This window comes from Aeromicrobium sp. WCS2018Hpa-31, assembly GCF_031843905.1.
Classification (GTDB): Bacteria; Actinomycetota; Actinomycetes; order Propionibacteriales; family Nocardioidaceae; genus Aeromicrobium.
Genome location: NZ_JAVTJF010000016.1, coordinates 30,688 through 55,615 on the forward strand (window position 1 = coordinate 30,688; position 24,928 = coordinate 55,615).

The 24,928-nt window shown below is 72.2% G+C and carries 24 protein-coding genes; 23 read left to right on the forward strand and 1 reads right to left on the reverse strand.

Annotation, left to right across the window (positions count from 1 at the left end; translation table 11 throughout):
• The 9 genes from cydC to RQG84_RS17625 all read left to right on the forward strand — a co-directional run bounded on the left by cydC (position 1) and on the right by RQG84_RS17625 (position 13,128).
• Positions 1–1,635, forward strand: a complete 1,635-nt coding sequence (gene cydC, locus RQG84_RS17585; RefSeq protein WP_311211104.1) for a thiol reductant ABC exporter subunit CydC — start codon at positions 1–3, stop codon at positions 1,633–1,635.
• On the forward strand, positions 1,632–2,807 hold the full coding sequence (ftsY, locus tag RQG84_RS17590) for a signal recognition particle-docking protein FtsY (RefSeq protein WP_311211105.1): 1,176 nt from the start codon (positions 1,632–1,634) through the stop codon (positions 2,805–2,807). Before cydC ends, ftsY begins: the two co-directional genes overlap by 4 nt.
• Before the next feature lie 155 nt (positions 2,808–2,962).
• Positions 2,963–4,231, forward strand: coding sequence for an ammonium transporter (locus tag RQG84_RS17595; RefSeq protein ID WP_311211106.1), 1,269 nt, complete (start codon positions 2,963–2,965; stop codon positions 4,229–4,231).
• Between the two features lies 1 nt (position 4,232).
• Entirely contained in the window at positions 4,233–4,571 is a 339-nt protein-coding gene (locus tag RQG84_RS17600) for a P-II family nitrogen regulator (RefSeq protein ID WP_055967282.1), read from the forward strand.
• A gap of 103 nt (positions 4,572–4,674) precedes the next feature.
• Entirely contained in the window at positions 4,675–6,954 is a 2,280-nt protein-coding gene (locus RQG84_RS17605; protein ID WP_311211107.1) for a [protein-PII] uridylyltransferase, read from the forward strand.
• 57 nt (positions 6,955–7,011) lie between these two features.
• Positions 7,012–8,598, forward strand: a complete 1,587-nt coding sequence (gene ffh, locus RQG84_RS17610; protein ID WP_311211108.1) for a signal recognition particle protein — start codon at positions 7,012–7,014, stop codon at positions 8,596–8,598.
• Positions 8,599–8,608: 10 nt separating this feature from the next.
• Positions 8,609–9,478: an MBL fold metallo-hydrolase gene (locus RQG84_RS17615; protein WP_311211109.1), complete on the forward strand. Its 870-nt coding sequence runs from the start codon at positions 8,609–8,611 to the stop codon at positions 9,476–9,478.
• Positions 9,479–9,487: 9 nt separating this feature from the next.
• Positions 9,488–11,221: an ABC transporter ATP-binding protein gene (locus RQG84_RS17620; RefSeq protein WP_311211110.1), complete on the forward strand. Its 1,734-nt coding sequence runs from the start codon at positions 9,488–9,490 to the stop codon at positions 11,219–11,221.
• Positions 11,218–13,128 (forward strand): ABC transporter ATP-binding protein, encoded by a 1,911-nt coding sequence (locus tag RQG84_RS17625; protein WP_311211111.1) that lies wholly within the window; start codon positions 11,218–11,220, stop codon positions 13,126–13,128. The genes RQG84_RS17620 and RQG84_RS17625 overlap by 4 nt, the downstream gene beginning before the upstream one ends.
• A gap of 8 nt (positions 13,129–13,136) precedes the next feature.
• Here the strand turns inward: RQG84_RS17625 and RQG84_RS17630 are convergent, their stop codons facing one another.
• On the reverse strand, positions 13,137–13,496 hold the full coding sequence (locus RQG84_RS17630; RefSeq protein ID WP_311211112.1) for an ArsC/Spx/MgsR family protein: 360 nt from the start codon (positions 13,494–13,496) through the stop codon (positions 13,137–13,139).
• A 60-nt stretch (positions 13,497–13,556) separates the two neighbouring features.
• On the opposite strand from RQG84_RS17630, the gene RQG84_RS17635 reads away from it, so the two are divergent.
• The 14 genes from RQG84_RS17635 to RQG84_RS17700 all read left to right on the forward strand — a co-directional run bounded on the left by RQG84_RS17635 (position 13,557) and on the right by RQG84_RS17700 (position 24,596).
• Positions 13,557–14,348, forward strand: coding sequence for a crotonase/enoyl-CoA hydratase family protein (locus RQG84_RS17635; RefSeq protein ID WP_311211113.1), 792 nt, complete (start codon positions 13,557–13,559; stop codon positions 14,346–14,348).
• 190 nt (positions 14,349–14,538) lie between these two features.
• Positions 14,539–15,024 (forward strand): 30S ribosomal protein S16, encoded by a 486-nt coding sequence (gene rpsP, locus RQG84_RS17640; protein WP_056576876.1) that lies wholly within the window; start codon positions 14,539–14,541, stop codon positions 15,022–15,024.
• Positions 15,025–15,026: 2 nt separating this feature from the next.
• The gene (locus RQG84_RS17645) at positions 15,027–15,278 is read left to right on the forward strand and encodes an RNA-binding protein (protein WP_055967311.1); all 252 of its coding nucleotides are present in this window, start codon (positions 15,027–15,029) and stop codon (positions 15,276–15,278) included.
• Between the two features lie 10 nt (positions 15,279–15,288).
• Complete coding sequence (gene rimM, locus RQG84_RS17650; RefSeq protein WP_311211114.1) at positions 15,289–15,834, forward strand: ribosome maturation factor RimM; 546 nt, start codon at positions 15,289–15,291, stop codon at positions 15,832–15,834.
• 32 nt (positions 15,835–15,866) lie between these two features.
• Positions 15,867–16,550: a tRNA (guanosine(37)-N1)-methyltransferase TrmD gene (trmD, locus tag RQG84_RS17655; protein ID WP_311211118.1), complete on the forward strand. Its 684-nt coding sequence runs from the start codon at positions 15,867–15,869 to the stop codon at positions 16,548–16,550.
• Between the two features lie 191 nt (positions 16,551–16,741).
• Entirely contained in the window at positions 16,742–17,998 is a 1,257-nt protein-coding gene (locus RQG84_RS17660; RefSeq protein ID WP_055967317.1) for an ammonium transporter, read from the forward strand.
• A 300-nt stretch (positions 17,999–18,298) separates the two neighbouring features.
• Complete coding sequence (gene rplS / locus RQG84_RS17665; RefSeq protein WP_055967319.1) at positions 18,299–18,649, forward strand: 50S ribosomal protein L19; 351 nt, start codon at positions 18,299–18,301, stop codon at positions 18,647–18,649.
• A 56-nt stretch (positions 18,650–18,705) separates the two neighbouring features.
• Positions 18,706–19,386, forward strand: a complete 681-nt coding sequence (lepB, locus tag RQG84_RS17670; protein ID WP_235492941.1) for a signal peptidase I — start codon at positions 18,706–18,708, stop codon at positions 19,384–19,386.
• The gene (locus RQG84_RS17675) at positions 19,383–20,123 is read left to right on the forward strand and encodes a ribonuclease HII (RefSeq protein WP_311211115.1); all 741 of its coding nucleotides are present in this window, start codon (positions 19,383–19,385) and stop codon (positions 20,121–20,123) included. Before lepB ends, RQG84_RS17675 begins: the two co-directional genes overlap by 4 nt.
• Positions 20,120–20,428 (forward strand): DUF2469 domain-containing protein, encoded by a 309-nt coding sequence (locus tag RQG84_RS17680; RefSeq protein ID WP_055967326.1) that lies wholly within the window; start codon positions 20,120–20,122, stop codon positions 20,426–20,428. The genes RQG84_RS17675 and RQG84_RS17680 overlap by 4 nt, the downstream gene beginning before the upstream one ends.
• Before the next feature lie 112 nt (positions 20,429–20,540).
• Positions 20,541–20,903, forward strand: coding sequence for a YraN family protein (locus tag RQG84_RS17685; RefSeq protein ID WP_055967329.1), 363 nt, complete (start codon positions 20,541–20,543; stop codon positions 20,901–20,903).
• Entirely contained in the window at positions 20,903–22,480 is a 1,578-nt protein-coding gene (locus tag RQG84_RS17690; protein WP_311211116.1) for a YifB family Mg chelatase-like AAA ATPase, read from the forward strand. The genes RQG84_RS17685 and RQG84_RS17690 overlap by 1 nt, the downstream gene beginning before the upstream one ends.
• Before the next feature lie 56 nt (positions 22,481–22,536).
• Positions 22,537–23,688, forward strand: coding sequence for a DNA-processing protein DprA (gene dprA, locus RQG84_RS17695; protein WP_311211117.1), 1,152 nt, complete (start codon positions 22,537–22,539; stop codon positions 23,686–23,688).
• Entirely contained in the window at positions 23,685–24,596 is a 912-nt protein-coding gene (locus RQG84_RS17700; RefSeq protein ID WP_056554138.1) for a tyrosine recombinase XerC, read from the forward strand. Before dprA ends, RQG84_RS17700 begins: the two co-directional genes overlap by 4 nt.
• Positions 24,597–24,928 lie beyond the last annotated feature (332 nt).

Genomic DNA, 24,928 nt, shown 5'->3' on the forward strand with positions numbered 1-24,928 from the left:
GTGGTGCGCAGGCTCATCGCCTCGCCCCGAGGGCACCTGGGTCTCGGGGCGAGCCTCGGCGTGGCGGCACAGCTGAGCTCCCTCGGCCTGCTGCTCACCTCCGGGTGGCTCGTGGTGCGGGCCGCCGAGCAGCCGCCGGTCCTCTACCTCATCGTCGCCATCACGTCGGTGCGCATGTTCGGCGTGGCCCGGGCGGCGCTGCGCTACGCCGAGCGGCTGCTCACGCACGACGCCGCCCTCGCCCGCGGGATCGACGACCGGGTGCGGGCCTACCGTGCCCTGGCACGCACGATGCCCGCCGCCGGTGCGATGCGCCGAGGCGACGTCGTGCGCACCGTCGTCTCCGACGTCGAGACCGTGCAGGACGGCCTGCTGCGCCTGCGGCTGCCGTGGATCTCGGCCGTGGTGGCATCGGCGATGACCGTGGGGGTGGTGTCCGTCATCCTCCCGGCCGCCGGGCTGGCGCTGGCGCTCTACGCCGGCGGGGTGCTCCTCGTCGCGCGGGTCCTCGTCCCTCGGCTCGCCGACGGCGGCACGGGGTCGAGGTCGGACGCAGCGACCTCGGTGGCCGGGAACGTCACCGAGCTGGTGCTGGCCGCACCGGACCTGGTCGCCTACGGGTCCGCGCGGGGACGCGACGCCACCGTGCACGCGGCGGTCGACGCGCTCGCCCTGCAGGACCGTCGACGTGCCTGGGCCGGCGGCGTCGGCTCGCTGGTGGTGCTGCTCGGCGGCGCTGCGTGCGTGCTCGCCACGGCGCTGGTCACGGCCGACGCCGGCCTCGCCGGACCCCTCGTCGGCGTGCTGGTGCTCGCACCCATCGGGCTGGTCGACGTGCTCGACGCCGTGGCCGAGGCCGAGCGGCTCCGCCCGCGGGTCGACGCCGCTCGCGCACGCCTGGCCGCGCTCGAGGGCGCCACGGACCCGATGCCGGCTCCCGTCGCGGACGCGGCGCCCGTGGGCTTCGACCTCGAGCTGCAGGACGTGACGCTCGGCTGGGACCGCGACCTCGTCCGCGGGGTCACGGCCCACGTCGGCGAGGGCGGGGTGCTGGTGGTCACCGGACCGAGCGGGGTCGGCAAGAGCACGCTCGCGGCCACGCTCTCGCGCCTCGTCGAGCCTCGTGCCGGGACGGTGCGTCTGGGCGGTGCGGACCTGCTCGACCTCACGCGGGAGCAGGTGCGCGGCGTCGTCGGCTGGATGCAGCAGGACGCCGTTCTGTTCGACACGACCGTGCGCGAGAACCTGCGCGTCGCCGACCCCGGCGCCGGAGACGACCTCGTCTGGCGCACCCTCGGTCGGGTGCGGCTCGCCGACACCGTCGCGTCCTGGCCCGACGGTCTCGACACCGTCCTCGGCGAGGGCGGGGCCGTGCTCTCGGGCGGCGAGCGCCAGCGCCTCGCCCTCGCCCGCATGCTCCTCGCCGGACACCGGGTCCTCGTGCTCGACGAGCCCACCGAGCACCTCGACGCGCCCACCGCCCGGGCCCTGCTCGACGACGTCGACGCCCTCGCGCCCGAGCACACCCTCGTGATCGTGTCCCACGCCCCGGAGGTCGTCGCCCGGTACGACCACCGGCTCGACCTCGGCGCGTCGCTCGCGCCGGTGGGGGGCGCCTCTAGGGTGGGTGGGTGACCACCGAGCTCCTCGTCGCCCTCATCGCCGTCGCCGTCGTCGTCCTCGGCGGTGGTGCCGCCCTCCTCGTCCGCCGCGGACGTTCCGAGCTGCCGCCACCGCGCGACCTCGACGCGGTCACCGAGGAGGTCATCGACCACCCGGAGCACCCCGAGCCGCACCTGCCGTCCGAGGACGAGGAGCCGCCGTTCGAGGAGGTTCCCGCCGACGAGAAGGCATCGGCGTCCCCGACCACCACCGTCGAGCGTCCCGAGCCCGCGCAGGGTCGGCTCGTGCGGCTGCGCGCCCGGCTCGCCCGCTCCAACAGCTCGCTCGGGCGCGGGCTGCTCTCGGTGCTCGGCCGGGCCGACCTCGACGACGCCGCGTGGGAGGAGCTCGAGGACACGCTGCTGGCCGCCGACGTGGGCGTGGGCCCGACCACCGAGCTCGTGGACCGCCTGCGCACCCGCGTACGCGTGGAGGGCATCACCGACCCGGAGGGTGCCCGCACCGCGCTGCGCGAGGAGCTCATCACCCTCGTCGACCCGTCCCTCGACCGGGCCGTCGCCACCACGGGTGCCGACGGCAAGCCCGGCGTCGTGCTCGTGGTCGGCGTCAACGGCACCGGGAAGACCACCACCGTCGGGCGGCTCGCGCGCGTGCTCGTGGCCGAGGACCGCACCGTGGTGCTGGGCGCCGCCGACACCTTCCGTGCCGCGGCCGCCGACCAGCTGAGCACGTGGGGCCAGCGGGTCGGGGTCGAGGTCGTGCGTGGCCCCGAGGGCGGCGACCCGGCCAGCGTCGGCTTCGACACCGTCAAGCGTGGCATCGAGCTCGGCGCCGACGTCGTGGTCATCGACACCGCCGGACGTCTGCACACCAAGTCCGGTCTCATGGACGAGCTCGGCAAGGTCAAGCGCGTGGCGGAGAAGCAGGCGCCGGTCACCGAGGTGCTGCTCGTCATCGATGCCACCACCGGCCAGAACGGCCTGCGCCAGGCCCAGGTGTTCGGCGAGGTCGTCGACGTCACCGGCGTGGTCCTCACCAAGCTCGACGGCACGGCCAAGGGCGGCATCGTCGTGGCCGTCCAGCGCGAGCTCGGCGTCCCGGTCAAGTTCGTCGGTCTCGGTGAGGGTGCCGACGACCTCGCACCGTTCGACGCCGCCGAGTTCGTCGACGCCCTGCTCGGCTGATCGGGTAACACGCCCGTAACGTGACCGCCGATCTCGTGACCTGAGCGAAACGTGGCGCTGCCGTGGAGGTAATCGGGGCGCTCCACAGTGTGACGCAGGCGCTGCCGCACGGCGTGCCGTCCCACCACGTCACCCCTCAGTCACTCGGAGGTTCCATGGATACCGGCGACACCGCCTGGATCTTGGCCAGCTCGGCGCTGGTCCTGCTCATGACACCCGGACTCGCCTTCTTCTACGGCGGCATGACCCGGGCCAAGAGCGTGCTCAACATGATGATGATGAGCTTCGCCGCTCTCGCGATCGTCCCCGTCCTGTGGGTGCTCTACGGCTACTCGTTCGCGTTCAGCCCCGGAGGCAACGGCTGGCTGGGCGGGTTCGACCGTCTGGGCTTCACCAACATCGGCGTCGAGACCGCCTACGGCACCATCCCCGAGTTCGTCTTCGCCGGCTTCCAGCTCATGTTCGCGATCATCACCGTCGCCCTGATCAGCGGTGCGATCGCCGACCGCGCCAAGTTCTCCGGCTGGGTCGTCTTCGTGGCCGTGTGGGTCACGATCGTCTACTTCCCGGTCGCGCACTGGGTCTTCGACTTCGGCGACGACGGAGGCTGGATCGCCACGCAGCTGGAGGCGGTGGACTTCGCGGGCGGCACCGCCGTGCACATCAACGCCGGTGCGGCCGGACTCGCCCTGGCCCTCGTCCTCGGCAAGCGGACCGGCTGGAAGCGTGACCCGATGCGTCCGCACAACCTGCCGTTCGTGCTCCTCGGCGCCGGCCTGCTGTGGTTCGGCTGGTTCGGCTTCAACGCCGGCTCCGCCGTCGGTGCCAACGGCCTGGCCGGTCTCGCCTTCGTGAACACCGCCGTGGCCACGGGCGCGGCGATCGCCGGGTGGCTCGCCTACGAGCTCGTCAAGGAGAAGAAGGGCACCAGCCTCGGTGCCGCGTCCGGCGCGGTCGCCGGCCTCGTGGCCATCACGCCGGCCGCGGGCGCGCTGTCGCCGTTCGGCTCCATCGTGCTCGGCCTGATCGCCGGCATCGCCTGTGCGGCCGCCGTGAGCCTCAAGTGGAAGCTCGGCATCGACGACTCGCTCGACGTCGTCGGCGTGCACCTCGTCGGTGGCCTCATCGGCACGGTCCTCATCGGCTTCCTGGCCACCACCTCCACCGGAGGCGGTGCGCCGGTCGACGGACTCTTCTACGGCGGCGATGCCGCGCTGCTCGGCAAGCAGGTCCTCGCAGCCGTCGTCGTCATGGTCTTCTCGTTCGTGCTCACCTACATCATCGGTAAGTTGATCGACGTGACCATCGGCTTCCGGATCGACCCGGACGACGAGGTCGCCGGCATCGACCAGGTCGAGCACCTCGAGTCCGCGTACGACTACACCGGTGGATCCGGTGGTTCGCCCTTCAAGACGGGAGTCTGAGATGAAGCTCGTGACCGCGGTCATCAAGCCGCACAAGTGGGAAGAGGTCCGCGAGGCCCTCGCCGCCGCCGGCGTCGCCGGCATGACCGTCACCGAGGCCAGCGGCTACGGCCAGCAGAAGGGCCACACCGAGGTCTATCGCGGCGCCGAGTACGACGTCACGCTCGTGCCGAAGATCCGGCTCGAGGTCGTGGTCGACGCGGCCGACGTCGAGAGCGTGGTCAGCACGATCACCGGTGCCGCGCAGACCGGCAAGATCGGCGACGGCAAGGTCTGGGTCGTCCCGGTCGACTCGGTGGTGCGGGTGCGCACCGGCGAGACCGACGAGGCCGCGCTCTGACCCAGTGCTCTGACCCGGGGCCCACAGCGGTGCGCACGCAGCCCCCGACCCGCCCGGTCGGGGGCTGCGTCGTGCCTCACGCCGAGGCGAGGAGACTGACTCCGTGAGCCACCCCCCGAGCACCGCGACGCAGCGGCGACGTCGGGCCGACGACGCCGACCGGCTGCTCGCCGACGTCTTCGCGACCGCCGTCGGTCCCGACCCCTCCGGTCTCGCCGCGGTGGCGGTGGGCGGGTACGGCCGGCGCGAGCTGTCGCCGTCGAGCGACCTCGACGTCGTGCTGCTCCACGACCCGGCGGTGCCGGAGAGTCGCGTGCGCGAGGTGGCCGAGGCGCTCTGGTACCCGCTGTGGGACGCGAGGATCCCGCTCGACCACTCCGTGCGCGACGCCGAGCAGATGCGGGCCACGGCCCGCGACGACCATCGCGCCGCGATGGGGATGCTCGACGCCCGCGCCGTCGCCGGCGACGCGGGCCTGGTGCTGGGCCTGCGGTCCCACGTGCTGGCCGACTGGCGACGCGAGGCGCGCACGCGCGTGGAGGAGGTCCGCGCAGGCCGGGAGCAGCGGATCGAGCGTTCCGGGTGGCTGGCCTACGCCGCCGTCCCCGACCTCAAGGAGTCAGGTGGGGGACTGCGCGACGGCGTCGACCTGCGGGCGCTCGTGGCCACCTGGCTCGTCGACGTGCCGCACGCCGAGGTCGAGGAGCTGAGGTCGGCGCTGCTGGACGTGCGCGACGCCGTGCACGCCACCACCGGCCGTCGGACCGATCGGCTGGTGGTCGACGACGTGCCCGCCGTCGCCACGTCCGTGGGCATGGACCCCGAGGCGCTCGACCTGCACGTGCGTCACCTCGGGCGGCGCATCGCGCACGTGGCCGACGTGACGTGGCGTCGGCTCGACGGCGTGCTCGTGCCGCGCGCCAGCCCTCGGCCGCGCCCCGGCGTCCGTCGGGCCGGGCCCGCCGTCGTCCAGGTCGACACCGGTGTGGGCTGGCTCGGCGACGAGATCGTGCTCACGGCCGACGCCGCACCCCGCACCGACCCCACGGTGGCCCTTCGCGCTGCTGCTGCGGCCGCCAAGGCGGGGCTGCCGCTCGGTGCCGGCACGGCTCAGCGCCTCGCCCGCGACCTCGGCGACCTGCCCGAGCCGTGGCCGGCGCCGGCGACCCGGTCGCTCGTGGACCTGCTGACGGCCGGCCGCGGGCTCGTGCAGGTGTGGGAGGAGCTCGACATCGCGGGCGTCGTCGACCGGTGGTTGCCCGAGTGGGCCGACGTGCGGCTGCGCGGCTCGAGCTCGCCGGTCCACCGCTTCACCGTCGACCGGCACAGCGTCGAGACGTGCGTGGTCGCCGCCGGTCTGCGCCGCGACGTCGACCGCCCCGACCTGCTCGCGGTGGCCGCCCTGCTGCACGACATCGGCAAGGGCCGCCCGGGCGACCACAGCGAGGTGGGCGCACCGATGGCCGAGCAGGTCGCGCTGCGGTGGGGCTTCACCGAGACCGACGCCGACGTGGTCGGACGACTCGTGCGCTGGCACCTGCTGCTCACCAACGTGGCGACCCGCCGCGACATCGAGGACCCGGCGACCGCGGCGAACGTCGCCGAGATCGTGGGTGACACCGCCTTCCTCGACCTGTTGTTCGGACTCACGCAGGCCGACGCGGGCTCCACCGGCCCCACGGCCTGGACGGCGTGGCGGCGAGGTCTGGTGGAGGGACTCGTGGCCAAGACCCGCGACCACCTGGAGGGTGCGGCGCCGGCGGTGACGTCGGACGACTACGCAGGCTGGCCCGCGGACCTGCCCCTGCCCGAGCCCGAGGTGCTGGCGCGCACGGGTGACGGTGTCGCGGAGCTGACGGTCGAGGACCACCAGGGCGGGTCGCTCCTGACGGTGGTCACGACCGACCGACCGGGGGTCATGGCACGCATCGCCGGCGGACTCGCCCTGCAGGGACTGGCCGTCCGCTCGGTCCGTCTGGTCACGCAGGGGGCGGCGGCCGTCTCGCTCTGGGAGGTCACGCGCGCAGGCGTGATCGCCAGCGCGGTGCGAGAGCGCCTGGACCCGGTCCTCGTCGGCGAGGTGGCGCTGGAGCAGCGCATGAGTCTCACCCCGGTCGAGGGCGTCCCCGCGCGGGTGCGGGTCCTGCCCGACTCGTCGGACTCCGCGACCCTGCTGGAGGTGCGCGCCGCAGACCGCCGTGGCCTGGTCTGGACGGTGTGCGACGCCATCGCCCGCAGCGGGTGCTCGATCCGCTCGGCGCACCTGTCCACGTACGGCGACGAGGCGCGCGACGTCTTCTACGTGGTCGACGCGGCGGGGGACCCGTTGTCGGGGGCGAGGGCGCAGGAGCTGCGCGCCACCGTCGACGACGCCCTCGTGTGAGCGCCGGGCGGGACTGGGCTGCGTCGGTGCCGCGACCCGCTCGGTAGGCTGGCCGTCATGTTCGACACCCTGCAGGACCGCCTCCAGTCCGCGTTCAAGAACCTGCGCGGCAAGGGGCGTCTCACCGAGGCCGACATCGACGCCACGGCACGCGAGATCCGCCTCGCGCTGCTCGACGCCGACGTCGCCGTGCCCGTCGTGCGCGACTTCGTCGCCCGCGTCAAGGAGCGCGCGCTCGGTGCCGAGGTGTCCAAGGCGCTCAACCCCGCCCAGCAGGTCATCAAGATCGTCAACGAGGAGCTCGTCAACATCCTCGGCGGCGAGACGCGCCGGATCCGGTTCGCCAAGAACCCGCCGACCGTCATCATGCTGGCCGGCCTCCAGGGCGCGGGCAAGACGACCCTGGCGGGCAAGCTGGGTCGCTGGCTGAAGGAGCAGGGCAACAGCCCGATGCTCGTGGCCTGCGACCTCCAGCGCCCCAACGCCGTCAACCAGCTGCAGGTCGTCGGCCAGCAGGCCGGCGTCACGGTGTACGCGCCGGAGGCGGGCAACACCGGCGGAGGCGATGGTGGAGCCGAGGGCACCCGCTCCTACGGCGACCCCGTCCAGGTCGCCCGCGACGCGGTGGCCGAGGCCCGACGCACGCTGCACGACGTGGTGGTCGTCGACACCGCCGGACGCCTCGGCATCGACGCCGACCTCATGCAGCAGGCGCGCGACATCCGCGACGCCGTCCAGCCCGACGAGGTGCTGTTCGTCATCGACGCGATGATCGGCCAGGACGCCGTGCAGACCGCCGAGGCCTTCAACGAGGGCGTCGACGTCACCGGCGTGGTCCTGACCAAGCTCGACGGCGACGCCCGCGGTGGCGCAGCGCTCTCGGTGCGTCAGGTCACCGGCCGGCCGATCATGTTCGCGTCGACGGGCGAGAAGCTCACCGACTTCGACGTGTTCCACCCCGACCGCATGGCCGGGCGCATCCTCGACATGGGCGACATGCTCTCGCTCATCGAGCAGGCCGAGAAGGTCTACGACGCCGAGCAGGCCGAGAAGGACGCCGAGCGCATGCTGGGCGGCACCTTCACGCTGCAGGACTTCCTCAAGCAGATGGAGGCCCTGTCGAAGATGGGGTCGATGACCAAGCTGATGGGCCTGCTGCCCGGCATGGGTCAGTTCAAGGACCAGCTGGCCGACTTCGACGACCGCGAGCTCGACAAGATCAAGGCGATCATCCTGTCGATGACGCCCAAGGAGCGCGACGACCCCAAGATCATCGACGGTTCGCGCCGCGCCCGGATCTCCAAGGGCTCGGGCACCACGGTCCAGGACGTCAACCAGCTCGTCACCCGTTTCTTCGACGCGCGCAAGATGATGCAGCAGATGGCCAAGGGCGGAGGCGTCCCCGGCATGGGTGGCGTCCCCGGGATGCCGGGCATGCCGGGCAAGCGTGCCGGTGCGCGCCAGAAGCCCCAGAACAAGGGCAAGAAGAAGGGCAAGCGCGTCTCCGGCAACCCCGCCAAGCGGGCCCAGGCCGCGCAGCCGAAGGACGCTCCCACGACCACCGGGGCCGACGCGTTCGGCTTCGGCAAGCAGGGCGGCGACCAGGACTTCGAGCTGCCGAAGGAGCTGCGGGACCTGCTGTAGGTCCGGCGAGGTGCACCTCCGCCTGTTCGGCACGGGATCGGCCGACGGCTGGCCGAACGCGTTCTGCCACTGCGTCTCGTGCGAGGCCCAGCGTGCCGCCGGCGTGCTGCGTGGCCAGACCAGCGCGCTCTTCCGGGTCGACGGCACCGCCGTGCTGCTCGATCCCGGGCCCGAGGTGCTCGCTGCCGCGACCCGCTGCGGAGAGTCGCTGGCCGACGTGCGTGTCGTCCTCGTGACCCACGCCCACGCCGACCACTTCGGGCCGCAGCTGCTGCTGTTCCGGTCCTGGGTGAGCGACGAGCCCCTCGACGTCGTGGGTCCGGCCTCCGTCGTCGACGAGGCGCGCCGGTGGGTGGCGCCGGACTCGACCGTGCGGTTCCACGCGGTGGACGCGGGTGACGTGCTGGATCTCGGCGCGGCCCCGCACGGGGGAGGGGAGCCGATCCGCGTGCAGGTGCTGCCCGCGGCTCACAGGGTGATGGCCTCGGGCGACGCCGTCCTCTACGACGTCACGGGCGCCGACGGTGCACGGGTGCTGTGGGCCTGCGACACCGGACCGTGGGAGGCGTCGTGGTTCGAGACGGTCCGCGACGCGGCCTACGACGCCGTGCTCGTGGAGGAGACCTTCGGCGACCGCACCGACCTCGGGTCGGGGCACCTGCACCTCGGCACGCTCGAGTCGCTGCTCGAGCGGCTGCGCGAGGTCGGCGCCGTGACCACGTCGACCGAGGTGGTGGCCGTGCACCTCAGCCACCACAACCCGCCGGAGGACGAGCTGGTGCGACGCCTCGCCGACCTCGGCGCGCGGCCGGGTGTCGACGGCGAGCGGTGGGATCGGACAGCCCCTGGGCGAGGGCCCGGGCGAGGGAGTCGGTTGTAGCCTGCAACCGTGCTGATCCCGCTGCTGCGTCGCTACCTGGCGCCCTACCGGGGAGCCATCGCTCTCGTGCTGGTCTTCCAGCTGGCCCAAACCGTGGCCAACCTCTACCTCCCCGGTCTGAACGCCGACATCATCGACCGCGGCATCGTCACCGGGGACGTGCCCTTCATCTGGCGCACGGGCGCCACGATGCTGCTGGTCACGGTCCTCCAGGTCGGCGCGACGGTGGTGGCGGTCTATGTCGGAGCGCGGGTGGCCATGGCCCTCGGTCGAGACCTGCGCGCCGCCGTCTTCGACCGCGTCGAGACCTTCGCGGCGCGCGAGATGGCACAGCTCGGCGCGCCGACCCTGATCACGCGGAGCACGAACGACGTCCAGCAGGTGCAGATGCTGGCCTTCATGGGCCTGACGCTGCTGGTGACCGCGCCGATCATGGCCGTCGGGGGCGTGGTCATGGCGCTGCGCCAGGACGTCGAGCTCTCGGCACTCCTCCTCGTGGCGCTGCCGGCGCTGCTGATCAGCGTGGGCCTGATCATCCGTCGGATGCGGCCGCTCTTCCGCCAGATGCAGGACCGCGTCGACGGCCTCAACGGCGTCATGCGCGAGCAGATCCAGGGCATCCGCGTCATCCGGGCGTTCGTCAAGGAGAAGCACGAGACGCAGCGGTTCGACGACGCCAACCAGGCCTACCTCGACGTCGCCGTGGCCACCGGTCGGCTCATGTCGCTGATGTTCCCCGCCGTCATGCTGATCATGAACGTCTCGGTGGTGCTGGCCACGTGGTTCGGCGGGTACCGGATCGCCTCGGGCGACCTGCAGGTCGGCACCCTCACGGCGTTCCAGAACTACCTGATCCAGATCCTCATGGCGGTCATGATGGCCACCTTCATGCTCATGCTGTGGCCGCGTGCGGAGGTGTCGGCCGAGCGCATCACCGAGGTGCTCGAGACCGAGCCCAGCATCGTGGTCGACCCCGACGCCACACCCGCGCACGTCGTCCGTGGCGAGGTCGAGCTGCGAGGCGCCTCCTACGCCTATCCCGGCGCCGAGGTCGACGTCCTGCACGACGTGGACCTCGTGGCCCGGCCCGGAGAGACCACCGCGATCATCGGCTCCACCGGCAGCGGCAAGACCACGCTCATGAGTCTCGTGCCGCGTCTGTTCGACGTCACCGGGGGAGCGGTGCTCCTGGACGGTCACGACGTGCGCGACCTCGAGCCGCAGGCCGTCTGGGCCGCCATCGGGCTGGTGCCGCAGCGTGCGTTCCTGTTCTCCGGCACCGTCGCCTCCAACCTGCGCTACGGCCGTGAAGACGCCACCGACGAGGAGCTCTGGCAGGCGCTGGAGGTGGCACAGGCCCGTGAGTTCGTCGAGGCCATGCCCGGCGGGCTGCAGGCCCCGGTCACCCAGGGCGGCACCAACGTGTCCGGTGGGCAGCGGCAGCGGCTGGCCATCGCCCGTGCCGTGGTCAAGCGACCGCTGGTCTACCTCTTCGACGACTCGTTCTCGGCGCTGGACTACGCCACGGACGCCGCACTCCGCCGGGCGTTGCGCGCCATCACGCGCGAGTCCGCCGTCATCACCGTGGCCCAGCGCGTCAGCACCATCCGCGACGCGGACCGCATCGTGGTGCTGGACCAGGGCACGGTGGTGTCCACCGGCACGCACGCCGAGCTCATGGCCGGCTGCGACGTGTACCGCGAGATCGTCCTCTCGCAGCTGACCGAGGAGGAGGCCGCGTGAGCGGGCGCGGACCCGCCTGGGGCGGCGCCATGAACCACGAGAAGGCCAGCGACTTCCGCGGCACCCTCGGGCGCATGGTCCAGCGGCTGCTGTTCCACCGTCGTCTGGTGCAGGCCATCGGGCTGCTCGGCCTGGTGGCCACCGCGCTGTCGGTCGTCGGACCGCGGATCCTCGGCCACGCCACCGACATCGTCTTCAGCGGCTACCTGTCCGACCAGTTCCCGGCGGGCGCCGACAAGGCCGAGGTGGTCGCGGGGCTCGAGGCCCAGGGCGACGACCGGACGGCCGACCTCGTGCGCGGCACGGACCTGCGGCCGGGTGAAGGCATCGACTTCACCTCCTTGGCCTGGGTCCTGGCCGGCGCCCTGGTGCTCTACGTCGTGGCATCGGTGTTCATGTGGTGGCAGGGACGCCTCACGACCGTCGTCGTGCAGCGCACGGTGGCCGGTCTGCGCGGCGAGGTCGAGGACACCCTCAACCGTCTCCCGCTGGCCAGCGTCGACGCCCACGAGCGTGGTGAGCTGATGTCGCGGACGACCAACGACATCGACAACATCGCGCAGTCGCTGCAGCAGACCATCAGCCAGCTGCTGACCTCGGTCCTGACGGTCGTCGGGACGCTCGCCATGATGCTGTGGATCTCGCCGCTGCTCGCCCTCGTCGCCGTGCTGACGGTCCCGGTGGCCGTGGTCCTCACCCGCGCCATCATGAAGCGCTCCCAGCCCCAGTTCGTGGCCCAGTGGGCGGCGACCGGTGCGCTCAACGGCCACATCGAGGAGGTCTTCACCGGCCACGAGATCGTCATGGTCTACGGGCGGCAGCAGCAGGCGCGCGAGGAGTTCGACTCCCGCAACGACGCCCTGTTCGGAGCCGCCTTCAAGGCACAGTTCATCTCCGGGGTGATCGCGCCGGTGATGATGTTCGTGTCGAACCTCAACTACGTGCTCGTGGCCGTGATCGGAGCGTTCCGCGTCGCGTCGGGGACCCTCTCCATCGGCGAGGTGCAGGCGTTCATCCAGTACTCGCGCCAGTTCACGCAGCCGCTGACGCAGGTGGCCTCCATGATCAACCTCCTGCAGTCCGGCATGGCCTCGGCCGAACGGGTGCTGGCGCTGCTCGACGAGCCGCACGAGGCGCCCGACGCGCCCGACGCGCCGTTCCCGGATCCGCTGCGTGGCCGGGTGGTCTTCGAGGACGTCAGCTTCTCCTACGGCGACGACCCCCTCATCGAGCACCTCGACCTGGTGGCGGAGCCGGGGCAGACCGTGGCCATCGTCGGGCCCACCGGGGCCGGCAAGACGACGCTCACGAACCTGCTGCTCCGCTTCTACGACCTCGACGCCGGACGCATCACGCTCGACGGCGTCGACGTCGCCGTCATGGAGCGTGCTCGGCTCCGCGAGGCGTTCGGCGTGGTGCTGCAGGACGCGTGGCTCTTCCAGGGGAGCATCCGCGACAACATCTCCTACGGTGCGCACCGCGCCACCGAGGAGCAGGTGCAGGCCGCGGCCGAGGCGGCCTACGTCGACCACTTCGTGCGCACGCTCCCCGCCGGCTACGACACGGTCATCGAGGACGAGGGCGGCGGGGTCAGCGCCGGCCAGCGCCAGCTCCTCACCATCGCCCGCGCCTTCCTCGCCGACCCGGCCATCCTGGTGCTCGACGAGGCGACCAGCAGCGTGGACACCCGCACCGAGGCGTTGGTGCAGAAGGCCATGGAGCAGCTGCGGGCGGGCCGCACGTCCTTCGTCATCGCGCACCGGCTCTCGACGATCCGCGACGCCGACCACATCGTGGTGATGGAGTCGGGTCGCATCGTCGAGCAGGGCACGCACGACTCGCTCGTGGGCGCCGGCGGCCCCTACGAGCGGCTCTACGCGGCGCAGTTCGCCGGCACACCGCTCTAGGGGACGACTCAGCCCTCGCGGAGGAAGGCGTCGGCGCGGCTCTTCGGCCGGCCGATGATCGCCCGGTCGCCGCGGTCCAGCACGGGGCGCTCCATGAGCCGGGGGTGCTCCACGAGCAGGTCCGCGACCTGCTCGGGCGTGGCGTAGGCGGCGGGGTCGAGCCCCTGGTCCTTGAAGAACGAGTCCTTGCGCACGAGGGCGGCCGGCTCGTCCTCGAGGCGGTCCAGCAGGTCGAGCAGGGCGGCCCGGTCGAGCGGCTCCTTGAGGTAGCGCACCTCCTCGACGTCGACCCCGGCCGCTGAGGCCGACTCGAGCGCGTGCCGCGAGGTGGAGCAGGCGGGGTTGTGCAGGATCGTGACGTCGGCCATGCGAGCAGCCTAGCCACGCAGGTCCGTCGGCCGACCTCGACGGATCGCTAGCGTGGGGCCATGTCCTCCGCTGCCGTCCGCTTCGACGTCGACGACGACGTCTGCACCATCACCCTCGACCGGCCCGACGTGCGCAACGCCGTCGACGGCCCCATGGCTGCCGAGCTCCTGGCGGCGTTCGAGGCGTTCGAGGCCGACGACGCACTGGCGGTCGCCGTGCTGCACGGCGAGGGCGGCACCTTCTGCGCCGGAGCGGACCTGACGTGCGTCGGTGACCCCGACCGTGGTCACGTGCTCGACCCCGACGGGGCCGGACCGATGGGTCCCACGCGGATGGCGCTCACCAAGCCGCTGGTGGCCGCGATCGAGGGACACGCCGTGGCCGGCGGGCTCGAGCTGGCGCTGCTGGCGGACCTGCGGGTCGCCGCGGAGGACGCCGTGCTGGGCGTGTTCTGTCGACGCTGGGGTGTTCCCCTCATCGACGGCGGCACGGTGCGGCTCCCGCGTGTGGTGGGGCACGGCCGCGCGATGGACCTCATCCTCACCGGACGTGCCGTCGAGGCGCACGAGGCGCTGCAGATGGGGCTCGTGAACCGCGTCGTGCCCGCGGGTCGCGCCCTCGACGTCGCCCACGAGCTGGCCGAGCAGCTCGCCCGCTTCCCGCAGGAGTGCCTGCGCGTCGATCGAGCGTCGGCGATCGCCCAGTGGGACCTGCCGCTCCGCGAGGCCCTGCGGGCCGAGGGCGCGGGTGGCTTGCCCGTGGTGGCCTCCGAAGCCGTCGCGGGTGCCGAGCGCTTCGTCTCGGGGGCGGGGCGGCACGGGTCGTTCGACGATCCGACGACTCCGCCGTGAGCCGAACCGGTCGACTCGCGAGGCGATGTGGTCGTTCCGGGTCCCGTCTGGCAGAATGTCGGCTTGTGTCCGACGCGGACGGGACCCTCTCAGCCCGGCCGCATGGGCCCACCAGCTTCGTGCCCGGATCGTGACCCCACCCGGTCCGGCGCGTCACCACACCACAGAGACCTGAGGAGACACCACACTCGTGGCCGTCAAGATTCGCCTGAAGCGGATGGGCAAGATCCGCACCCCGTTCTACCGCATCGTCGTCGCCGACTCGCGCACCAAGCGCGACGGTCGCGTGATCGAGGAGATCGGCACGTACAACCCCAAGACCGAGCCGTCCACGATCCACGTCGTGTCCGAGCGCGCCCAGTACTGGCTCGGCGTCGGCGCCCAGCCGACCGAGGCCGTCGCCGCGATCCTCAAGATCACCGGTGACATCGGTGGCACCAGCACCCTCAAGACGCCGGAGCCGAAGGCCGACAAGGCCGCGCTGTTCGACGCCGCGCTCAAGGAGCTGCACGCCGAGCCCAAGACCGAGGCGACCACCAAGAAGAAGGCCGCCAAGAAGGCTGCGCCGAAGGCCGACGACGCCGAGAAGGCTGAGGAGCCCAAGGCCGAGAAGGCTGAGGAGCCGAAGGCCGAGGAGCCCAAGGCCGACGACGCCGCCGAGAGCACCGAGGCCTGAGCATGGCCGGTCGCACGCAGGAGGTCATCGAGCACCTCGTGTCGGGCATCGTGGACCACCCCGACGAGGTCGACGTGAGCGAGAAGCAGACGCGGCGCGGCGACCTCTTCGAGGTGCGCGTCAACCCGGCCGACCTCGGCAAGGTGATCGGCCGTCAGGGTCGCACCGCGTCGGCGATCCGCACCGTCAGCGGAGCGGTCGCCGGCACCAAGGGTGCCCGCATCGACTTCGTGGACGTCGACCGCCAGCGCTGAGGTCCTGACCATGCGCGTCGTGGTCGGTCGGATCGGCCGGGCTCACGGGATCAAGGGTGAGCTGACGGTCGACGTCCGCACCGACGAGCCCGAGCGAAGGTTCGCCCCGGGCACGGCGCTCGTGGCCGGCGACCGCACCGTCGTCGTGGCAGCCGCCCGGAACCACTCCGGGCGGCTGCTGCTGCGTCTGGAGGGGGTCGCCGACCGCACGGCGGCCGAGGCGCTGCACGGTCGTGTGCTGGAGGTCGACATCGATCCGGCCGACGAGCCCGACGAGGACGACGCCTACTACGACCACCAGCTCGTGGGCCTGCGCGTGCACGACCACCACGGGGTCGACGTCGGCATCGTGACCGAGGTGCTGCACCTGCCTGAGCAGGACCTGCTCTCCGTCGATCTCGACGACGGCGCCCGCGGCGTCCTGGTCCCCTTCGTCACGGCTCTCGTGCCCGAGGTCGACCTCGCCGCCGGTCACGTCGCGCTGGCCGACGTCCCGGGTCTGCTGGACCCAGACGCCCAGGCCGTCGCCACCCCGGACGCGGGCGACGGGACGTGAGCGGGGGACCGGGCGACCACGTCGCCCCGACGATGCGCATCGACGTCGTCTCGATCTTCCCCGCCTACCTCGACGCCCTCGACCTCTCGCTCGCCGGCCGGGCCCGCGCGAGCGGGCTGCTCGAGATCCGCACCCACGACCTGCGCGACTTCACCCACGACCGCCACCGCACCGTCGACGACACGCCCTACGGAGGCGGCGCCGGCATGGTCATGCGCCCCGAGCCCTGGGGTGAGGCCCTCGACGCCGTCACCAGCGACGAGGCCGTCGTCCTGGTGCCCACGCCCTCGGGCACGCCCTTCCGGCAGTCCCTCGCCCACGACCTGAGTCGCGAACGACACCTCGTCTTCGCCTGCGGCCGCTACGAGGGGATCGACCAGCGGGTCATCGACCACGCCCGCGGGCGCTGGCGCGTCGAGGAGGTCTCCCTCGGGGACTTCGTGCTCAACGGGGGAGAGGTCGCCGCGCTCGCCGTCATCGAGGCCGTCGTGCGGCTCGTCCCCGGCTTCATGGGCAACCCCGCCTCCCTCGCCGAGGAGTCCCACGGGGACGACGGGCTGCTCGAGTACCCGGTCTACACCAAGCCCGCGTCGTGGCGCGGTCTCGACGTGCCCGACGTGCTGCTCTCCGGCCACCACGGGGCCATCGCGGCCTGGCGGCGCGAGCAGGCGGTCGCCCGCACGCGGGAGCGTCGGCCCGATCTCCTGACCGACTGACGACGTCGAACACCCACCGACGAGGCCCTGTGCGCCGGATTTAACACGGGGGCCACCGGCGTCATGCAGGTGAAACATTCCGGGCGTGGTTGAGGAAACCTGGCCGCCCCATGATGAACGCGGCTCCTCCAAGGACAGCAGCGTGGCTGTGGGACGCCGATGTTCACTCAACCAGTTACAACGAGGTGGGTATGTCAGTCGATCTTTCATGGCAGCTGCTGTGCACGGCACTCGTCATCTTCATGACGCCGGGTCTTGCGTTCTTCTACGGCGGTCTGGTCAAGTCCAAGTCCGCGATCTCGATGATGATGCTGAGCTTCGGCTCGCTCGCCCTGGTCACGGTGCTCTACGTCCTCTACGGCGGCACGGGCATCGCCGGCAACGGCACGAGCGGCGGCAGCAAGCTCTTCGGCAACCCGTTCGAGGACTTCGGCATGTCGGACCTGATGTCGGGGGTCGGTGGCGGTGACGCGGCCAACGCCTTCGGCGGTCACGCGTTCCTCGTCGCCTTCTGCATCATCACGGTCGCCCTCGTCTCGGGCGCCGTCGCCGACCGGGCACGCTTCTGGCCGTGGATGCTCTTCGCCGGGCTGTTCACGACCTTCGTCGTGTTCCCGACGTTCCGCTGGCTCTTCGGGGTGGACGCCGACGGCAACTTCTACGGCTGGCTGGCCAACGACGTCTTCGGCTTCGGTGCGGCACTCGACTGGGCCGGCGGCACGATCATCCACCAGTCCGCCGGTGCTGCGGCCCTCGCTCTCGCCCTCGTGCTCGGCAAGCGCAAGCTCGGCTTCTCCAAGGAGGAGTCCCAGCCGCACAACGTGCCGCTGGTGCTCCTGGGCGCCTCGATCCTGTGGTTCGGCTGGTTCGGCTTCAACACCGGTGTCTACGGCGCCGACGAGGGCCAGACGTCGCTGATCTTCTTCAACACGCTCATCACCCCTGCGGCCGCGCTGATCGGCTGGATCGTCGTCGAGACTTTCCGTGACGGCAAGGCCACCGCGGTGGGTGCGGCGTCCGGCATCGTGACCGGGCTCGTCGCCATCACGCCGGCCTGCGCCTTCGTCACGCCGCTCTGGGCGATCGTGCTCGGCATCGTGTCGGGTGTCGCGTGCGCCCTCGCGGTCGACCTGAAGTTCAAGCTCGGCTACGACGACACGCTCGACGTCGTGGGCATCCACCTCGTCGCCGGCTTCATCGGCTGCGTCTACATCGGTCTGTTCGGCTCGGAGGCCCTGACCGGTGGCAGCCTGTTCTTCGGTGGCGAGACCGACCTGCTGTTCGCCCAGATCCTGTCGTCGCTCACGATCATCGTGTTCTCGTTCGTCGTGGCCTTCGCGATCGGCTTCGGCATCGAGAAGACGATCGGCTTCCGCGTGACCGAGGAGGACGAGGTCGCAGGCATCGACACCGCACTGCACGGCTCGGAAGGCTACGCGCTCGACTGAGTCGTCACCTGAACCCCACGGAGGGCTCCTGCTCGGGCAGGGGCCCTTCGTGGCGTCCGGGGACCGATCTCGGGCGCCACGGTTCCCGGGGCGCGCCGAGGGCCGGTTTCGACCGGCCAGCTTCGGCGGGGCCGGTTTCGGCTGGGCCAGTTTCATCCGGGCCGGGTCGCTGTGGCAGAATCGTCCCTTGGTGCACCGCGGTTCTGCCACAGGGGAGCCGTCGACGAGCACCGGCACGACACCAAGACTTTTCTCACCATCGTTTCCGTGGGTGACCTGTGGCACCGGCGAGGAGTAGACATGACCAACTTGGTCGACCAGGTCGCAGCCGAGTCGCGACGCGACGACATCCCCGCGTTCCGCGCCGGCGACACCCTCAAGGTCCACGTCAAGGTCGTCGAGGGCAACCGCTCGCGCGTCCAGGTGTTCCAGGGCGTGTGCATCAAGGTGCAGGGCTCGGGCATCGGACGCACGTTCACGGTCCGCAAGGTCAGCTTCGGCGTCGGTGTCGAGCGCACGTTCCCGCTCCACACCCCGGTCATCGAGAAGATCGAGGTCGCCACCCGCGGCGACGTCCGCCGGGCCAAGCTCTACTACCTCCGCTCGCTGCGCGGCAAGGCCGCGAAGATCAAGGAGAAGCGCGAGGACTGAGCGTCCTCCCGCGTGGCCGTCGAGCCCGCCCAGGATGCTGCGTCTAGGCTCACGTCGTGAGTGAGACCACGAAGCGCCAGCTACCCGTCTGGCAGGAGTCCATCCTCCTCGTCGTCACCGCCATGGTGATGGCCGTCGTGGTCAAGGCGTTCTTCCTCCAGGCCTTCTACATCCCGTCGGAGTCCATGGAGCCGACGATGCTCGTCAACGACAAGATCCTCGTCCAGAAGGTCTCCTACTGGACCGGGGATCCGCAGCGTGGCGACATCGTCGTCTTCGACGATCCCGGTGGATGGCTCGACCAGAGCGAGTCCGCCCGCGCCAGCAACCCGGCGCAGAAGGCGCTCGAGGTCATCGGGCTGTTCCCCACGGGCGGCCACCTCATCAAGCGCGTCGTGGGCGTCGGTGGGGACCGCGTGGCCTGCTGCGACGACGAGGGTCGCCTGACGGTGAACGGCGTGTCGATCGACGAGCCGTACCTGAGGGACCCGAGCGCCAACGCCGAGTCACGCTTCGACGTCGTGGTGCCCAAGGACCACCTCTGGGTGCAGGGCGACAACCGGGGCAACTCCGCGGACTCCCGCGTGCACCAGGGCGACCCCGGTGGCGGCTTCATCCCCGTGGACTCGGTCGTCGGCAAGGCGTGGGTCCGCGTGTGGCCGTGGAAGCGGATCGGTCTCATCCGGGGCAGCGAGGCCTTCGCCGAGGTCCCGTCCGAGCCCGCGTCGTCGCAGTGACCGGTCGGCCCACCCTCCGACTCGAGCGCAGCCTCCTGCGCGAGCGCTGCACCGTGCTGGCGTGCGCCGACGAGGTCGGCCGCGGCGCCCTGAGCGGTCCGGTGAGCGTCGGCGTCGTGGCGATCACCGCGAGCACGCGCACCGCGCCCCAGGGGGTGCGTGACAGCAAGCTGCTGACCCCCGACGCGCGCGTCCGACTCGCGCCCCGCATCCGGCGCTGGGCCGCCACCCACGGAGCCGGGTACGGCGTCGGCCACGCGTCACCCGCGGAGATCGACGACGTCGGCATCATGGCGGCCATGCGCCTGGCCGCGCGACGAGCGCTGGAGCAGGTCGGGACCCCGCCCGACCTGGTCCTGCTCGACGGCAACCACGACTACCTGAGCGTCCCGGAGCAGGCCTCGCTCTTCGACGTCACGGAGGTGCCGCTGCCGCCGGTGGTCACGGCGATCAAGGCCGACCTGCGCTGCGCGGCGGTGGCCGCGGCGAGCATCCTCGCCAAGACCGAGCGTGACGCGCTCATGGTCGAGCTGGCCCGTGAGCACCCGGAGTACGGCTGGCACGAGAACAAGGGTTACGCGGCGCCGGCGCACGTGGAGGCCCTGCGCACCCACGGGCCCAGCCACCACCACCGCCGCTCGTGGAGCCTGCCGGGCAGCGTGCCGGCGGCCGGTAGTGTTCCGGTCATCGAGTCCGGTGCCGTCCGGGCGAGCGACGAGGCGATGGGGAGCAGATGAGCGCAGAGGACCTCGAGCGGTACGAGACCGAGGCCGAGCTCGCGCTGTACCGCGAGTACCGCGACGTCGTGAAGATCTTCAAGTACGTGGTGGAGACCGACCGGCGCTTCTACCTCTGCAACGCCGTCGACGTGAAGGTGCGCTCCGAGACGGGCGACGCCTACTTCGAGGTGTCCATGAACGACGCCTGGGTGTGGGACATCTACCGTCCGGCGCGGTTCGCCAAGAACGTCAAGGTGCTCACCTTCAAGGACGTCAACGTCGAGGAGCTGGCCGACTCCGACGTCAAGGTGCCGTCGAGTTGAGCTGAGCCGGCGCCCACGGTCGGTCCACAGGCCGTCGCACGCTCGAGCGCCGTCGTCCACAGCCTGCGCGCGTGGTCTGTCGCCAGGCCGTCGTCCCGCCGACGCTTGAGGCATGACCTACGCACGCAACGACGCCGTCGGGCAGTACGGCGAGCAGGTGGCTGCGCGACACCTGGAGTCCCACGGCATGACGATCCTCGACCGGCGCTGGACGTGCCGGTGGGGCGAGCTCGACATCGTTGCCCGTGACGGTGCGACGATCGTCTTCTGCGAGGTCAAGACCCGCACCAGCCAGCGGCACGGCACCGGCTTCGAGGCGGTCTCGAGCCGCAAGGCGCAGCGGCTGCGTCGTGCGGCGTCGGCGTGGCTGCAGGCGCACGGGCTGGAGCCGCTGGGCGTGCGGATCGACGTCGTGTCCGTGCGCATCCCCCGCCGTGGCGGGCCGGTCGTCGAGCGCGTGAGCGGGGTGGCCTGATGGCGGCCCTGCACTCGGTGACCCTGGACGGCCTCACCGGGCGCGCGATCGAGGTGGAGGTCGACATCGCCAACGGCTTCCCGTCGACCGTCGTCGTGGGTCTTGCCGACGCGATCGTCAACGAGGCTCGCGACCGGGTGCGTGCGGCGGTGGTCAACTCCGGCGCCACGTGGCCCGACCAGCGGGTCACGATCAACCTCGCCCCGTCCACGCTGCCGAAGACCGGGTCCCACTACGACCTGGCCATCGCGCTCGCGATGTTCGTCGAGAAGAAGATCGTGCCGCTCGCGGCCACCGTCGGGACGGTGTTCATCGGGGAGCTCGCGCTCGACGGTCGCCTCCGCGCGGTGCGGGGCGTCCTGCCCGCCACGGTCGCCGCCGCCGAGGCCGGGTTCGAGCGCGTGTTCGTGCCGGAGTCCAACGTCGGCGAGGCCGAGCTGGTCGACGGCATCGGGGTGGTCGGCGTGCGGTCGTTGCGCCAGGTGGTGGCCATGCTGACCGGGCAGGAGGAGCCCGACGACCCGCCGGTCCCTCCGCTGGACGGCGGCGACGGTCTCGGCCACGCCTACAGCGACCGCGTGGCCGGTCTCGACCTCGCCGACGTGGCCGGGCAGGAGGACACCCGTACGGCCGTGGTGGTCGCTGCGGCCGGTGGACACCACGTGCTGATGACGGGTCCGCCGGGCATCGGCAAGACCATGCTCGCCCAGCGGCTGCCCGGTCTGCTGCCGGACCTCACCCGCCCCCAGGCGCTGGAGGTCAGCGCGGTGCACTCCCTGGCGGGCGTCCTGCCGTCCGACGTCCCCCTCGTGCGGCGTCCTCCGTTCGTCGACCCGCACCACACGGCGAGCGCCGTCGCGATCGTCGGTGGGGGGCAACGGGTCATCCGTCCGGGTGCGCTCTCGCTCGCGCACCGCGGGGTGCTGTTCCTCGACGAGGCGCCGGAGTTCGCCTCGAACGTGCTCGACGCGCTGCGCCAGCCCCTGGAGAGCGGGCACGTGGTGGTCTCGCGGTCCGCCCAGACCGCAACGTTCCCGGCCCGCTTCCAGCTGCTCCTGGCGGCCAACCCGTGTCCGTGCGGACAGGGTGGGTCGGTGAGCGAGCCCTGCGAGTGCACCCCGCTGATGCAGCGGCGCTACCGCGACCGCATCTCCGGACCGGTGCGAGACCGCATCGACATCCACCGCATCCTCGTGGCGCCGACCCGGCCGGAGCTCGTCCACGGCGTGTCCGACGCCCGGTCGACGCGGGACCTCGCGCCGCTCGTCGCGCGGGCCCGGTCCCGCCAGGCCGAACGGCTGGCGGGCACGCCCTGGCAGGTCAACGCGGAAGTGCCCGGCGTCGACCTGCGCAAGCACTGGCCGGCGACGGACGCAGCCAGGCGGCTCGTGGACTCCCAGCTGCGCGGTCAACGGCTCTCCGCCCGTTCCGCGGACCGGGTGCTCCGCGTCGCCTGGAGCGTCTGCGACCTGCGCGAGGGGGAGCGGCCCGACGTCGAGGAGGTCGAGCTGGCGCTCGCCCTGCGCCGGGGCACCCCGCTCGGACCCCTGCTGCGGGACGTGGTGGTGGCGCCATGACCTCCGCGAACCGTCCCGCACGGCGGGGCACGCACGCCACGGACGCCGATGCGCGGATGGCGTTGAGTCTGCTCGTCGAGCCAGGCGACCCACGCCTCGTGGAGTGGGTGCGCGAGCTCGACCCGGCGGGCCTCCTCGAGGTGGTACGTGGTGACTCCCGACGCTCCCGTCGGGACGTCCCGCACGCCTGGCTGGAGGGGGCCGCTCGGCTGGACCGAGCCGTGAGCAGTGCGCGCGCGAGGTCCGAGGCGCACGGACTCCGCTGGGTCGTGCCCGGCGACGCGTCGTGGCCCGCGGCGCTCGACGACCTCGACCACGTGGAGCCCCTCGGCGGGAGCACCGGTGCACCGCTCGGGCTCTGGGTCCGCGGCCCCGCCGACCTCGCGTCGCTCGTGGAGCACGGCATCGCCGTGGTGGGCGCCCGCTCGTGCACGGCCTACGGGAGCGACTGCGCCTCCGAGATCGCGGCCGACGTGGCAGACCAGGGCGGCACGGTCGTGAGCGGGGCGGCGTTCGGCATCGACGCCGCGGCCCACCGCGGCGCCCTCGTGCAGGACCGACCGACCGTGGCGGTGCTCGCCTGTGGTGCCGACGTCGAGTACCCACGCACCCACGCCGCGCTGCTGCAGCGCATCGCCCAGGACGGTCTCGTGGTCTCCGAGCAGACCCCCGGGCAGGTCGCGATGCGGTCACGCTTCCTCACCCGCAACCGCATCATCGCCGGGCTCACGGTGGGCACGGTGGTCGTCGAGGCGGCCCGCCGCAGCGGATCGCTCAACACGTTGAACTGGGCCGACGCCCTGGGGCGGGTGACGATGGCCGTGCCCGGCCCGGTCACGTCACAGCAGTCCGCCGGGGTGCACCAGGCGCTGCGCGACGGGCGGGCGGTCCTGGTGACGAGCGGCCGCGAGGTCCTCGACGCGGTGGCCGGCGTGTCGGCCGACGTGCCCGAGCCGGTCCGGCCGTCCGACACCGACCACGACCGGTTGGGCGGGCTGGCTCGGCGGGTCCTCGATGCTCTCTCCTTCACCGAGGCGCGCAGCACCGCCGACGTCGCGGCCGCCGCGCGAGGCAGCAGGGTCGACGTGGCCGACCTCCTGGCGGGTCTCGAGCGGCAGGGATGGTGCGCTCGCGTGGGGGACCGGTGGCTGGTGCTCCCGCGTGGTGCCTCGATCGCGGCCCGCCGACCCGTCACGCTGGGACCATGAGCGGAGCCTGGGACGACGCGCTCGAGGCGTTCACCGAGCACCTGCGCCACGAGCGCGACCTCTCCGAGCACTCCGTCCGCGGCTACCTCGTCGACCTCGGCCACCTGGCTGACCACGCTCGCGCCCTCGGGGTGGGCGAGCCGTCGGGGCTCACCACGCGGGCGCTGCGGAGCTTCCTGGCCAACCAGCAGACCCTCGGCCGGTCACGGGCCACGCTGGCCCGACGCGCGACGTCGATCCGCTCGTTCACGGCCTGGCTGGTGCGCACCGGCCGCGCGACGAACGATCCCGGAGCACTGCTCGCCAGTCCTCGTTCACAGCGCGCCCTGCCCGACGTGCTGAGCCAGACCGAGGTCCGGGCGCTCCTCGACGCCACGTCGGCCGCGATCGAGACCGATGGTCCCGTGGGCCTGCGGGACCTGGCCATCCTCGAGCTGCTCTACGCAACGGGCGTGCGGGTGGGTGAGCTGTGCGGCCTCGACATCGACGACATCGACCGTGGCCGTCGCCTGCTGCGGGTCCTCGGCAAGGGTCGCAAGGAGCGCTCGGTGCCCTACGGGCTTCCGGCAGCCGATGCGGTCGACGCCTGGGTCACCATCGGGCGGCCGACGCTGGTCGGTCCGGAGAGTGGACCGGCGCTCCTGCTGGGCGTCCGCGGCGGTCGACTCGACCCCCGCGCGGCCCGCAAGATCGTGCACGACCGGCTCGCGGTGGTCGAGGGTGCCCCCGACCTCGGCCCCCACGGCCTGCGGCACACCGCCGCCACCCACCTGCTCGAGGGCGGCGCCGACCTGCGCAGCGTTCAGGAGGTGCTGGGCCACGCCTCCCTCGGCACCACCCAGATCTACACCCACGTGAGCACCGAACGGCTGCGCGCCGCGTACCGGTTGGCGCACCCGCGGGCGTAGGAGCCGGGCGTAGGACGTCGCGTCCTGCGGCTGCGTCGCCCGGGCCGGCCGTCGTCCTGGTGCTGCGTCGCTGTGGCTCCGAGTCGGGGTGGTTTCCGAAAGGGCATCGACCGGCGCGGTGGGTCTCGGGTCGGTTGGGTCTGCGGGGCGCGGCTGGGATCTCGCCTGGTGCTGCGTCGCTGTGGCTGCGCGTCGGGGTGGGCTCCGAGAGGGCCTCGACCGGCGCGGTGGGTCTCGGGTCGGTTGGGTCTGCGGGGCGCGGCTGGGATCTCGCCTGGTGCTGCGTCGCTGTGGCTGCGCGTCGGGGTGGGCTCCGAGAGGGCCTCGACCGG